Source organism: Roseovarius sp. 217 (assembly GCF_000152845.1).
In the GTDB taxonomy this organism is placed as follows: Bacteria; Pseudomonadota; Alphaproteobacteria; order Rhodobacterales; family Rhodobacteraceae; genus Roseovarius.
In genome coordinates this window covers 2,153,384-2,166,558 of record NZ_CH902584.1, presented here as the reverse complement: position 1 = coordinate 2,166,558, position 13,175 = coordinate 2,153,384, and the positions used below count along the sequence as shown (strand labels likewise).

At 59.1% G+C, this 13,175-nt stretch carries 11 protein-coding genes and 1 pseudogene; 6 read left to right on the top strand and 6 right to left on the bottom strand.

Annotation, left to right across the window (positions count from 1 at the left end):
- Positions 1–120: 120 nt before the first annotated feature.
- Together clpA and ROS217_RS10380 are read left to right on the top strand one after the other, a co-directional pair.
- Entirely contained in the window at positions 121–2,457 is a 2,337-nt protein-coding gene (gene clpA, locus ROS217_RS10385) for an ATP-dependent Clp protease ATP-binding subunit ClpA (RefSeq protein WP_009817685.1), read from the top strand.
- A complete protein-coding gene (locus tag ROS217_RS10380) occupies positions 2,454–3,431 on the top strand; it encodes a M23 family metallopeptidase (RefSeq protein ID WP_009817684.1) in 978 nt (325 codons plus the stop codon). Before clpA ends, ROS217_RS10380 begins: the two co-directional genes overlap by 4 nt.
- Positions 3,432–3,449: 18 nt before the next feature.
- On the opposite strand, the gene ROS217_RS10375 is transcribed toward ROS217_RS10380, so the two are convergent.
- From ROS217_RS10375 to ROS217_RS10365, 3 genes are all read right to left on the bottom strand, one after another.
- Positions 3,450–5,207 (bottom strand): peptidoglycan -binding protein, encoded by a 1,758-nt coding sequence (locus ROS217_RS10375; protein ID WP_040650527.1) that lies wholly within the window; start codon positions 5,205–5,207, stop codon positions 3,450–3,452.
- 2 nt (positions 5,208–5,209) lie between these two features.
- Positions 5,210–6,439, bottom strand: coding sequence for a hypothetical protein (locus tag ROS217_RS10370; protein ID WP_009817682.1), 1,230 nt, complete (start codon positions 6,437–6,439; stop codon positions 5,210–5,212).
- A 67-nt stretch (positions 6,440–6,506) separates the two neighbouring features.
- Positions 6,507–7,031 carry a gamma-glutamylcyclotransferase gene (locus tag ROS217_RS10365; RefSeq protein WP_009817681.1) on the bottom strand — a complete coding sequence of 175 codons (525 nt, stop codon included), beginning with the start codon at positions 7,029–7,031 and terminating at the stop codon, positions 6,507–6,509.
- Between the two features lie 72 nt (positions 7,032–7,103).
- Between ROS217_RS10365 and ROS217_RS10360 the strand changes: the two genes are divergently transcribed.
- On the top strand, positions 7,104–8,105 hold the full coding sequence (locus tag ROS217_RS10360; protein WP_254656404.1) for a DUF2125 domain-containing protein: 1,002 nt from the start codon (positions 7,104–7,106) through the stop codon (positions 8,103–8,105).
- Position 8,106: 1 nt separating this feature from the next.
- Here the strand turns inward: ROS217_RS10360 and ROS217_RS10355 are convergent.
- The 3 genes and pseudogenes from ROS217_RS10355 to cobU form a co-directional block, all read right to left on the bottom strand.
- Positions 8,107–8,986: pseudogene (locus ROS217_RS10355) on the bottom strand (glutathione S-transferase).
- Between the two features lie 58 nt (positions 8,987–9,044).
- Positions 9,045–9,617 (bottom strand): histidine phosphatase family protein, encoded by a 573-nt coding sequence (locus ROS217_RS10350; RefSeq protein WP_040650525.1) that lies wholly within the window; start codon positions 9,615–9,617, stop codon positions 9,045–9,047.
- A complete protein-coding gene (cobU, locus tag ROS217_RS10345) occupies positions 9,614–10,141 on the bottom strand; it encodes a bifunctional adenosylcobinamide kinase/adenosylcobinamide-phosphate guanylyltransferase (protein ID WP_254656403.1) in 528 nt (175 codons plus the stop codon). The genes ROS217_RS10350 and cobU overlap by 4 nt, the downstream gene beginning before the upstream one ends.
- A 151-nt stretch (positions 10,142–10,292) precedes the next feature.
- Here cobU and ROS217_RS10340 point away from each other — a divergent pair, with 151 nt between their 5' ends.
- The 3 genes from ROS217_RS10340 (at position 10,293) to coaBC (ending at position 13,154) form a co-directional block, all read left to right on the top strand.
- On the top strand, positions 10,293–11,126 hold the full coding sequence (locus ROS217_RS10340; protein WP_009817676.1) for an RNA polymerase factor sigma-32: 834 nt from the start codon (positions 10,293–10,295) through the stop codon (positions 11,124–11,126).
- A complete protein-coding gene (locus ROS217_RS10335; RefSeq protein WP_009817674.1) occupies positions 11,123–11,893 on the top strand; it encodes a ChaN family lipoprotein in 771 nt (256 codons plus the stop codon). The genes ROS217_RS10340 and ROS217_RS10335 overlap by 4 nt, the downstream gene beginning before the upstream one ends.
- 67 nt (positions 11,894–11,960) lie before the next feature.
- Positions 11,961–13,154, top strand: coding sequence for a bifunctional phosphopantothenoylcysteine decarboxylase/phosphopantothenate--cysteine ligase CoaBC (gene coaBC / locus ROS217_RS10330; RefSeq protein WP_009817673.1), 1,194 nt, complete (start codon positions 11,961–11,963; stop codon positions 13,152–13,154).
- Positions 13,155–13,175 lie beyond the last annotated feature (21 nt).

The following is a 13,175-nucleotide window of genomic DNA, read 5'->3' as shown; positions in this document are numbered from 1 at the left end:
AATGTGACCCAGTTTGACGAAAAAATCCTTGAAGACTGGCCGTTATCGACCAAACTTTAAGACTATGAGGCCAAGGTTTGTGGGCAGCCCGCCCCGGCCAAGATCAGAAGGAGCACCACCGTGCCTTCATTCTCGAACACGCTCGAACAGGCAATCCATGCGGCATTGGCCCTCGCCAACGCACGCCAGCACGAATTTGCCACACTGGAACACCTCTTGCTCGCCCTCGTAGACGAACCTGACGCCGCACGCGTAATGAAGGCCTGCAGCGTCAACACCGAGGACTTACGCACCACATTGGTGGAATTCATCGACGACGATCTGGCCAATCTCGTAACCGATATCGACGGATCAGAGGCGGTGCCCACCGCCGCCTTCCAGCGCGTCATCCAGCGCGCTGCAATCCATGTGCAATCGTCGGGCCGCACTGAGGTGACCGGCGCAAATGTTCTTGTCGCTATTTTCGCCGAGCGCGAGTCGAACGCGGCGTACTTCCTTCAGGAACAGGACATGACGCGCTATGATGCGGTAAATTTCATCGCACATGGCGTGGCCAAGGATCCCGCCTATGGGGAAGCACGGCCAGTCACCGGAGCCACCAGCCACGACGAAGACAGCGGGACCAAATCGACCGAGACCGACGCCGTCGAGGCAGGCGACTCTGCGCTCGCAAAATACTGCGTCGATCTGAACGAGAAGGCGCGGAAGGGCGATATCGACCCCCTGATCGGACGCGATGCAGAGGTTGAGCGCTGTATTCAGGTGCTTTGCCGCCGCCGTAAGAACAACCCGCTTTTGGTGGGCGACCCCGGTGTGGGAAAAACCGCCATCGCCGAAGGTCTGGCCCACAAGATCGTCATGGGGGAGACGCCTCGCGTGCTGTCACGCACGACGATCTATTCTCTCGATATGGGCGCGCTTTTGGCGGGCACGCGCTACAGGGGCGATTTTGAAGAACGCCTCAAGGCGGTGGTCACCGAACTGGAGAAACACCCCGACGCGGTGCTCTTTATCGACGAGATCCACACGGTAATCGGTGCAGGTGCCACGTCAGGCGGGGCGATGGATGCATCGAACCTTCTGAAACCCGCGCTGCAAGGCGGCAAACTGCGCTGCATGGGATCGACCACCTACAAGGAATTCCGCCAGCATTTTGAAAAGGACCGTGCGCTCGCGCGTCGGTTCCAGAAAATCGACGTGGCCGAACCCACAGTCGAGGATGCGGTCAAGATCCTCAAGGGTCTCAAGCCTTATTTCGAGGATCACCACAGCGTCAAATACACCAATGACGCTATCCGCTCTGCTGTTGACCTTTCGGCGCGTTACATCAACGACCGCAAGCTGCCCGACAAGGCGATTGACGTGATCGACGAAGCGGGCGCAGCCCAGCATTTGTTGGCAGCCTCCAAGCGACGCAAGAGCATTGGCGTCAAGGAAATCGAAGAGGTCGTTGCGAAAATCGCCCGCATCCCGCCCAAGAACGTCTCCAAGAACGACGCCGAGGTGCTCAAGGATCTTGAAGCGTCTCTCAAGCGGGTGGTCTTTGGTCAAGATGCCGCAATCGAGACGCTCAGTTCGGCGATCAAACTGGCCCGCGCTGGATTGCGCGAGCCGGAAAAGCCGATTGGCAACTATCTCTTTGCCGGCCCGACAGGCGTGGGCAAGACCGAGGTCGCAAAACAATTGGCCGATACCCTCGGGGTTGAACTCTTGCGGTTCGACATGTCGGAATACATGGAGAAGCACGCAGTGTCGCGCCTGATCGGCGCGCCGCCGGGCTATGTCGGGTTCGATCAGGGCGGTCTTTTGACGGATGGTGTCGATCAGCATCCGCATTGCGTACTGTTGCTCGACGAGATCGAAAAGGCGCATCCCGACGTGTTCAACATCCTGTTGCAGGTGATGGACCATGGGACACTGACCGATCACAATGGTCGCAAAGTGGATTTTCGGAATGTCGTCCTGATCATGACGTCGAACGCCGGGGCAGCGGAGCAGGCAAAATCCGCCATAGGCTTTGGTCGCGACCGGAGGGAGGGCGAGGATACCGCCGCCATCGAGCGGACGTTCACGCCTGAATTCCGCAACCGTCTGGACGCCGTGATCTCGTTTGGACCGCTGCCGAAGTCAGTCATTCTTAAGGTCGTCGAAAAATTCGTGTTGCAACTTGAGGCGCAACTTATGGATCGTGACGTGACTATTGAACTGACTGAACCGGCTGCTGAATGGCTCGCCGAACGAGGGTATGACGAAAAGATGGGCGCGCGCCCGTTGGGCCGCGTGATTCAGGAGCACATCAAGAAACCGTTGGCCGAGGAATTGCTATTTGGCAAACTCTTGAAAGGCGGCGTTGTCAAAGTGGGTGTCAAGGATGACAAGATCGACCTCATGGTCGAGGGTCCAGTCACACGACGCCTGACCGGCAAGAAGAAGCCGCCTCTCTTGACAGCCGAATGATTGCACGGGTCGTAAGGACACTTGCACCACTTCTGATCGCGGCGGCCACCGGGGCCGCCGCTGACCAACCTGACCTGAGATTGCCGCTTGACTGTGTGTTGGGGCAGACCTGCTATATCGAGGATTATGTCGATACTGATCCGGGCCCCGGTCAACGCGACTATACCTGTGGCATCAAAAGCCGCGATGACCACCGTGGCATTGATTTCATGCTTCTGTCGTTCGAGGCCATGGCCACCGGCGTTAATGTCTTGGCCGCTGCCCCCGGCATCGTGGCCGCCACCCGCGATGGCATGGCCGACACGCCCGTGACCGCACAAACCCGAGAGACTATCGAGGGACAGGAATGCGGCAACGCCGTGCGGATTGATCACGGGGACGGGTGGCAAACGCTCTACTGCCACATGAAGCAAGCGTCTCTGACTGTTCAAAAGGGGGACCGGGTCGCGGCAGGCGATAGTCTAGGTCAGGTAGGACTAAGTGGGCTTACGAATGCCCCGCATGTGCACCTCGGAGTTCTCAAGGATGGTCAAATCATCGATCCGTTCAATCCGGACAATCGGAACACCTGCGGGGCCACGCCGGATGAGAGCATGTGGGACACCGCTCTACACTACGATCCCTCCGGCCTCTTCACAGCCGGGTTTTCCACTTCAGTGCCTGAGTTTGATGCAGTTCAAACAGGATCAGCCCGTGTCAGAACCGCTCGATCAGATCAACCGCTCGTGCTCTATGGTCACGTTTTTTACGCCCAACCCGGCGACCAATTAACGCTCACCGCCCAAGGGCCGGAAGGTGAGATTTTCAGCCATGATGTCATCCTTGAGAATCCTCAAGCACAACTCTTTCGTGCCTTTGGCCGCAAGTCTCCTGACGGAGGATGGCCGGACGGAGCGTACAGAGGTTACGTACGTCTGACCCGAGGGGATACCGTGTTGGCCGTGCGTCACGCGGATATCACTGTCACCCGTTGACCCTGAACAGATTGGCGATCACCGCGTGGTCAGCTTGAGCTCGATACGTCTGTTCTGCGCACGCGCCGCAGCTGTGTCATCGGGATTGACGGGTTGGAACTCGCCGTAGCCATTTGCCGAGAGGCGCTCAGCAGGAAATCCCAAGACGCCCGTGAGATAGCGCACGACGGACAGGGCCCGTGCCTGACTGAGCGCCCAGTTGTCAGCAAATCGCGCGCCTTCCACAATCGGCACGTCATCCGTATGGCCATCAACTTGGAGCACCCAGTCAATCCCCTCGGGAATATCCCCGATCACATTGCGCAGGATGCCCGCCACTTTGGCAATTTCGCCCTCTCCCGCGAGCGACAACTCCGCCTCGCCGGGCGCAAAGAGCACCTCAGACGAAAACACGAACCGATCACCGACGATTTGAACACCCTCTTGTTGACCCAGCACATCACGCAAACGGCCAAAGAATTCTGAGCGATACTTCTCTAGATCCTCTTTCTCCGCCTCCAACAGACGAGCGCGTTCCTCTTCTGCAATGCGCCGACGCCGTTCTTCGGCCGCAACGCGGGCCAAGGCCGTATTCAGCTCATTGCCAAGCGACTGCAACTGCACCTCAGCTTCAGCCTCAGCCTCCTCTGAGGCATCCAGTAAAGCCTGAAGGCCAGAGAGCTGTTGGCGCAAAGCAGCTACCTGCTGATTGAGTAGCGCTTGCTGCTTTTGCGCTTCGCTGGCCGCCGCTTGTTCTTCTGCAAGGCGTGTGCGCGCCTCAGCCAAAAGTGCGGCCCGGCGCTCTGCCTCTGTCATCTGGGCCTCCGTGCGCGCCTCCGCAGCGCGCTGCGCAGCAAGAGCCGCCACCAATTGCTCGCGGGTCTCTTCTGCGTCCAGAACGGCAGCACCCAACTGAGTGTTCTCCGTCAAGACCTGCGCCAATCGACGATCAAGATCATCACGCGCATCCTTGGTCGCGGCGAGAAGTGTCAGCGTTTCCTCAGCCCGCTTGCGCTGCTCTTCTAGAGCGAGTGTCATAGAGGTCAGCTCGGCGTCCGCATCCGCCAACCGGGCGCGCAGCGCCTCAGCCGCAGCCGCCTCTGCCAACCGGTCCTGCTCCTCTTGGCTCAATTGCCTCTCGAGGTTTGTCACTTGCTCGGACAATGCTGCCTGTGCCTCGCTCGCCTCGGCGTTGCGCTGGCGCAGGTCCGCCGCGAGTGCCTCAAGCGCTTCGCGTCGCGCCGCAGCAAGGCGGGCGGCTTCAGCCTGCGCATTAACCTCGCTACGCAGCCCTGCCAAGGCCAGTTGCAACTGCTCCTGCTCACTGAGCAGCGCAGCGCGCTCGTCTTCCAGATCCGCGATACGCCCTTGCGCCGTGTCACGTTCTGACAAAAGCCCGGCGACCTGGTCCTCAAAGCTGGTAATCCTACCCTGCGCGGCACTCAGCGCCTCGACCTGAGCGTCACTTTGGGCGCGCAGGCTGTCGATCAAGGCGGTTTGTTCGGCCTCACGGGTGCGCGCGTCACTCAAAGTTGCGGTCAATGCGCCAACGCGATCCTGCAGGCTTGCGCTGCGATCTTGTTCGAGTCCGAGCGCACGCGATAGCGCGGCCACTTCCGCGGAAAGCGAGTCAAGCCGGGTCGCCTGCCCACTAATTTCTTCGCGCAACACAAACTGCACCATCATGAAAATGGTCAGCACAAACATTAAGACCAGCAAGAGCCCGGTCATCGCGTCAACAAACCCCGGCCAGATTGAGGCCTGAAACCGTGAACCGGTCCGCCGAGAGAGCGCCATGATCAGCCCTCCTCGCCGCCGTCCGGATCAGAGCGCGGCATGACCTGTCGCACGGTGCGAGGAGCCACTGGCGGGCGCGTCTGTCCCATCACCCGCGTCAGCGCTGCCAAATCGGTGCGCAATTCCGTCATCGTTTCCTGACGACCGGCGCTGATTTCCTCGAGAATGCGCAGCATCTGCACATCAATCGAACGCAGCCGCATGCGGCTTTCCGCATCGAGCCCTTCAGTTTGGGGAGCTTCGCGGCTCTCGAGTGCCATGATCAGCCGTTCCTGCCCTTCGGCGAGCCGCATCAATGCAACTTGCACGGGGTTCTGGTCGCTCATCCGATGGGTCAACCGCTCAATTGAATCCGCCAGCACGCCTAGTTTCTGATCGACCATCGCGCGGCTCATGTCCGACTGGCCGAGCATGACCTGGAGCGCGTCCATCTGCTCGGCCATATGATCGAGCACATGCGCGACAGCCCCCTGCTCACCACTGCCCTCTCCATCACCTGTGGCAAAGCCCACACGCGTGATCGTCGACATCCACTCTTCTAGCTCACGATAAAATCGGTTCTGGCCGTGACCGGCAAAGAGCTCCAGAAGACCCACCACCAAGGAGCCCGCAAGCCCAAGCAATGAGGACGAAAAAGCTACGCCCATGCCGCCCAACTGCGCTTCTAGCCCGGACATCAGCCGGCTGAAGACTTCGATCCCCTCTTCACCTTCTTGCGGGGCAAGGCTCCGGATCGTGTCAACGACCGCCGGCACCGTCGTGGCCAGTCCGTAAAAGGTTCCCAAAAGCCCCAAGAAAATCAATAGACTGACAATATAGCGTGTGATTTCGCGCGCTTCGTCGATCCGCTGAGCCACTGAATCAAGAATTGAGCGCGCTGAGGTCGACGCAATCTGCATCCGTTTTCCGCGTGATCGCAGCAGTGTTGCCAAGGGTGCCAACATCGAAGGTGGTTGGGTCATCTCGTGGCCCGGAACCTGTCCAGCAAAGCCCTCAATCCAGCGGGCAGATCCGATCAATTGAAGGACCTGCCAGAAGGTGGCGATCACTCCGGTGATGAAAACAAAGAAAATAAATCCGTTCAGCCAAAGATTGGCCTGAAAGACCGGCAGTACGCTTGGCAAGGCGAGAAACGCCCCAAACGCGGTCAGCCCAAGAACCACCAACATCAGAATGATCTGGCGATAGGGATATGAAAACTGCGGCTCGACCTCACGGTCCGGCTGGTCCATCTGGACGCTCCCGACACTTGGATTTCTTGGGCCAACCCTACGCGGCTTGGTTAGCTAAGCCAAGGATTTATCCACAGATATGGCGCACCCGCCGCACCAGCCAGTCCAGTTCCTTGTCGTGAATACCAAGTTGTCCGAGATGGTCAGCCGTATTGTAGAGATATTCAGTGTTCGGGCCGCGTCCACCTACGGCGCGCGCTATGATCGCAGCCTGTTCTTCGAGATCAAGACCGCCACAATATTGCACATGATCGGGATCAATCACGTAAGTCACCGCCTCCACCCGGCGACCATCGGCAAGGTCTATTTTCAGCATACGCTCGAGATAGGCAGAAGATATCAATTCGCGTTCGCGCAGATAGCTCAGAACGTCATCAGCTTGCGCCGCGTCGGCACGTAGCGCGACCCCTTGGCAAAGTGCCCCGGGGTACGCGTCCAACGCGAGAACCAGACCGGGAACATCTTCTGTGCCCCTATGGTGGATACTACGCATACAAAAACTTCGATGATAATCCGGAAGGCGGGCGATCACCCGTTCCTTGGCCTCGAAACCGGGATTCCACACCAGTGACCCATAGCCGAATACCCACATAGCCTTTGCCCCTGTTCCTCGCCCACAACCCCCTATAAACACCTCTCAAAGGGCATGAAAGGGGCGCGCACCATGAGATTTCTGCTTGCCGTGATCGTGATCGCCGCATTGGGTTGGTCCGGATATTGGTTCCTCGGGCAAAGCGGATTGAGTCGTGGGTTTGAGACATGGTTCGATTTGCGGCGCGCAGAAGGATGGGTGGCCGAAACCTCGGACATCACGGTTCAGGGATTTCCCAATCGCTTTGACACCGGCTTTAGTGATCTGGTGCTGGCCGATCCAGAAACTGGATTAGCGTGGGAGGCAGACTTCTTTCAAATTCTCGCACTCAGCTACCAGCCAAACCATGTGATTGCCGTATGGCCAAACAGCCAATTGATTTCCACGCCGCAAGAAAAATTCCGCATCGAAAGCCGCGATATGCGTGCCAGCCTCCGTATCGCGCCCGATACGCGACTCGCCCCAGAGCGCGCCACACTGACCGCCGAGTATCTACAGATTACACCGTTGGAGCGGCAGGATGAGAACACCGCACTGACCTCGCTCACACTCGCCGCCGAGCGCCAGATGGAGACAGAGTACCGCCTTGGCCTGACGGCCGAGGGATTGACCCTGTCGCCACCATGGCGTGCCCAACTTGATCCTCAGGGCCGTCTGCCCACGCAGATATCCGGACTGCACGCCGATTTGACTGTAAGTTTTGACAAACTCTGGGACCGCAGCGCGATAGAGCAAGCCCGCCCGCAGCCGACCGCGATCAATCTGCGATTGGCAGATGCCAAATGGGGACAATTGCATCTCCAAGCAGCCGGTGACGTAGCCGTTACGCCCGAAGGCTTGCCAGAAGGAGAGATCACGCTCAAGGCGCGCAACTGGCGGGAAATGCTGCAAATCGCAGCACAAACCGGGGTGATACCCGAATCGATGCTGGGGACGTTGGACAGTGGGCTGTCACTGATGGCGCAAATGTCAGGAAACCCCAACACGCTCGATGTGCCACTGACCTTTCGCAACGGGCGCATCTTGCTGGGGCCAATTCCCATCGGTCCGGCACCGGTGCTCCGTCTAAGATAGCTTACGGGGCATTGTCGCGCAGAGCGGTAAAAGCGGGCCATGCATCCGGGTCGGAGACGGTTTTGTCTCGGCAGAAAGGGTTGCAGAATCCGAAAATCCGACCCTCGCTTTCCATCAAATCCGTGACCGCTTCGCCCGAATAGGGACAGAGGGTATTCTCGGGGGCACCGCTCTCAACGGCGCAGCCGGCCGCGGGATCGGACCAGGCCAGGAAACAGTGGCATAGGGTTTGGCATAGCGCGAAAGGGTCGCACCGCGCACAGACCCATGGCTCGCCAGCGACGAAAAGCCAAATCATTCAGGTGGGCTGCAACATAAGCGCGCGCGACCTCTGATACCGGCAGATCATAGCCCGCGATCCGCGCCGCGACCGGTGCAAAAAAAGCATCGGCCGCACTATACGCACCACAGAGCCACGGGCCATCGGGTGCGCAAGTGGCACGTGCATGCAGCCACAGGGTCTCGATCCGGGCAAGATCACTCAAAACAGCCTCAGACGGCACCACACCAGTATAGGCCGTGCGCAGGTTCATCGGGCAATCGCCCCGCAATGCACCAAACCCCGAATGCATCTCAGCGGCGAGAGTACGCGCTGTGGCGCGTGCGCGTGGCTCGTTGGGCCATATTCCCGCCTCGGGGTGACGGGTGGCCAGTTCTTCGGCCATCGCGAGACTGTCAGAGACAACCGCCGCCTCGGGCGTGATCAACGTGGGCACTGTTCGGGCCGGGGCAAGATCGGCCATTTGCTCGGCCACGCTGTAATCGGCACTAAAATCGAGGATGCGAACCCGGTATGGCAAGCCAAAGCGGTGGAGCAAGAGCCAGCCACGCAGCGACCAAGAAGAATAGGCGTAATCGCCGAGGATGAGGTCATATGTCATTGCAGAATGTTAGCGCCAGAACGGGCACCCGACTAGCAAGTTTTTGTTGGAGTTTGTATCACGGAAGGTGATTTATCGCCTGCATTTTCCAACCCTGTCCTGCCCAATGAAGTTCGGTGACGGACAGGTTGTCGATCCGGTGCGCAAATGCCTCGTAGGCTGATATGCCTAGCGCCGCCTGCACTTGGGTTAGGATTACGCCCATATGGGCCACTAAAACGATGTCTCGTCCCGGATACGTACTGCGCAGGCGATTGGTCGCTAGGGCGACGCGAAGGGCTATCTCGTGCCAGCTTTCGCCGCCGGGCGGGCGAATATCACCGGGCATTTCCCAGAATGCGCGCAAGAGTTTCTGGTCCGAGACAGCCTCAAAAGCTTGCATCTCCCACGCACCAAAATGAATTTCGCGCAGGTCCCGGTCATCGGGTAGGCGCTCTCGCGCGCCTATGATGGCGTCTGCGGTGGCGCGAGCTCTGCTCAGGTCCGAAGAGATCAGCAACGCATTGCCCGGCAGGTGGTCCGCAAGTCGCGCCAGTCGCGCCTCATCGCTTAAATCTGCGGGGATATCCGACCAACCGACCATAGACTTCGCGTGCGTCGGACCGTGGCGCACCCAGTAAAACCGGCTCACGGCAAATTGCCCTTAAGGAGCACAGGCAGACCAGCGATGACATTGACCACAAAATCCGACCGCGCAGCCAATTCCTGATTGAGCCGCCCCTGCGCGTCTCGAAACCGCCGGGCAAGTGCGTTCTCGGGCACGACTGACAGCCCAACTTCGTTTGAAACCATAACCACTGGCGCAGCACAGGCATTGAGAGCGGAAAACAGCGCAGATTGGGCATCATCGAGATCGTGATCCGCAAGCAGGTGATTGCTGAGCCACATCGTGATACAATCGAGCAACACCACCTCTTGAGCGCTTGCGTGCGCGAGCACGGGGGCCAGATCAAACGGAGCCTCACAGGTGCGCCAGTCCGATCCACGGATTTCACGGTGCCGCACAAGCTTTGCCCGCATCTCATCATCGAAGGCTTGCGCCGTGGCGAGGTAAATGCGCGGTCGGCCTGAGTTGGTTACGAGGCGCTCTGCAAAGCTGGATTTGCCTGAGGCAGCCCCGCCCAGAACGAGGCTCAGTCTTGGCAGGTCAGACAAATGGGCCTCTCCTTTTTTGATCCGGTGACGTCCATGGTGCGTAGCACTTTGCGATAAGAGGAAAAAGGGCGCAACGAAGTCACGCCGCCGATAAGGGGGAAATCCGATGCCACTCGACGCACCGCAGCAAAGGTCCATGTCCCGCACTGCCATGAAGGCAGAGATGCTGGATGCGGAAACAGAACTCGCGCTCGCCTATGCTTGGCGCGACCAACGCGATGAAGAAGCCCTGCATCGTTTGATCAACGCTTACATGCGGCTGGCAATTTCGATGGCTTCGAAATTCCGGCGCTACGGAGCGCCGATGAATGACCTCATTCAAGAGGCTGGGTTGGGTCTTATGAAGGCCGCGGATAAGTTCGATCCTGATCGCGGCGTGCGGTTTTCCACCTATGCTGTTTGGTGGATTAAGGCCAGCATTCAGGACTATGTTATGCGCAACTGGTCGATGGTGCGAACAGGCTCGACATCTAGCCAAAAGTCGTTGTTTTTCAACATGAGGCGCGTGCAAGCGCGGCTCGAACGTGAGGCAATGGCCAATGGGCAGCAGCTTGACGGATACCAACTGCGCGAGATGATTGCGCATGAGGTTGGTGTTCCATTACGCGATGTCGAAATGATGGAAGGGCGCCTTTCGGGCTCGGACTTTTCGCTTAATGCCACACAATCGGCAGAGGACGAGGGTCGCGAATGGATTGACACTCTTGAGGACGAGGGCGCGCGCGGCGACGAGATCGTCGAGCGCCATCACGACATGCATGCTCTGCGCGACTGGTTGGCTGATGCCTTAGCCCGCCTCAACGAACGCGAACGTTTTATCGTGCGTGAACGCAAACTTCGAGACGATCCGCGCACTCTCGAAAGCCTCGGCGAAGAACTCAATCTCAGCAAGGAGCGCGTGCGGCAGCTTGAAGCAGCGGCCTTTCAGAAAATGCGCAAGCATCTTGAAAAGCATGGGGGCGAAGTGCAAAACCTGCTCGCATGATCCTGCGTTTGCTCGTTTTGCTATCGGTCCTGACCGTCGCGTTCTCCGCAGCGGCCCAAGATGTATTGGTCCTTGGCGAGGTGCATGACAACGCGGCGCACCATGCCGTGCAGACTCAGCGTGTAAAGGATCTGAAACCAAGGGCAATTGTCTATGAAATGCTGACCAAGGACCAAGCTGCATTGGTTACGCCGGACCTTCTGGGTGACAAAGCCCGATTGGAAAATTTGTTACAGTGGGAGGCCAGTGGATGGCCCGATTTCTCAATGTATTACCCGATTTTTAGCGCCGCCCCTGATGCAAGGGTTTACGGTGCACAAGTGACGCGTGACGCGTCTCGCGCTGTTCTCACAGACGGGCTTTCAGAAGTTTTCGGCGATGATGCCACACGCTACGGCCTTGATCGCGATTTACCAGAAGATCAGCAAGCGATCCGCGAAGCGATGCAAAAAGAAGCCCATTGCAATGCCCTGCCAGCGAACCTCTTACCGGGAATGGTGGTCATCCAACGCCTGCGCGACGCAGTTCTGGCGCGGGCGGTGGTACAGGCGATTGAGGAAACTGGAGGGCCGGTGGCCGTGATCACCGGCAACGGTCATGCCCGCCGCGATTGGGGAGTACCCGCTTATTTAGCACAGGCCGCCCCCGATCTAGAAATTTGGGTCGTGGGCCAGACCGAAGACAACGCAGACATTGAGGGCGGCTTTGACGAGATCATATCGTCAGCGGCCGTCGAGCGACCCGATCCGTGTGCGGGATTTCAGTAGCGTGTCGCACCCTTGCGCGGCACCAGCCCGCAGCCTAGTGTCAGGGCGCATCTCATAGGAAGCGCCAATGCTAAGTTCAAAACGCATTCTTCTGATCATCGGAGGCGGAATCGCAGCCTATAAGGCGCTCGATCTTATACGCCGCCTGCGAGAGCGTGGGGCCATGGTAACGCCGGTGCTGACCCGCGCGGGCGCTGAATTTGTCACTCCGCTGTCCGTGTCGGCACTCGCGGGGCGTAAAGTGTTCTCAGACCTCTTCAACCTGACGGACGAAGCAGAGATGGGGCATATCGAACTCAGCCGTTCGGCCGATCTGATCGTTGTTGCTCCGGCAACCGCCGATCTGATTGCCAAGATGGCACAGGGCCACGCCAGTGATCTGGCCTCCACCCTGCTTTTGGCCACCGACACGCCTGTTTTAATCGCGCCTGCGATGAATGTGCGGATGTGGCACCACGCGGCCACGCAGCGCAATCTCGCTCTGCTTCACGGTGACGGTATAGCCTTTGTTGGCCCAAATGACGGCGATATGGCCTGCGGTGAGCATGGCCCCGGACGCATGGCAGAAGTGCCCGAAATCATGGCAGCAGTCAGGACAATGCTGTCCGAAGGACCATTGACAGGCCGCCGAATTCTGGTGACCTCTGGTCCAACTCACGAACCCATTGATCCGGTACGCTACATTGCCAACCGCTCGTCGGGCGCGCAGGGTGCGGCGATTGCCCGCGCATTCGCCACGCTTGGGGCTGAGGTGGTCTTTGTCACCGGCCCCGCCACGGTGCCGCCGCCCGACGGGGTGCAGGTGATCCGCGTCGAGACTGCGCACGAGATGCTGGAGGCGGTCAAGAGTGCCCTGCCGGTTGAGGTCGCAATCTGCGCCGCCGCGGTGGCGGATTGGCATGTCACAAGTGCAAGTAGCCAAAAGCTCAAGAAAACGAAGGGTGGTCTGCCTCAATTAACCTTTGCCGAGAACCCCGACATATTGGCGACTGTCGCGAGCATGACGTCCGGTCGGCCCAAACTTGTCGTAGGCTTTGCCGCCGAAACCGATGACGTGATCGCGAACGCGACCGCCAAGCGCGCGCGCAAGGGCTGTGACTGGATCATCGCCAATGACGTGCGCCCTGCGACCGGTATCATGGGCGGCACCGAGAATGCCGTGACGCTGATCACCGCAGACGGTGCCGAGGAGTGGCCGCGCATGGGCAAGGATCAGGTGGCCGCGCAACTGGCCGCACGGGTCGCCACGGCGCTGAGTTGAAATCATGCGTATTTTCAACAT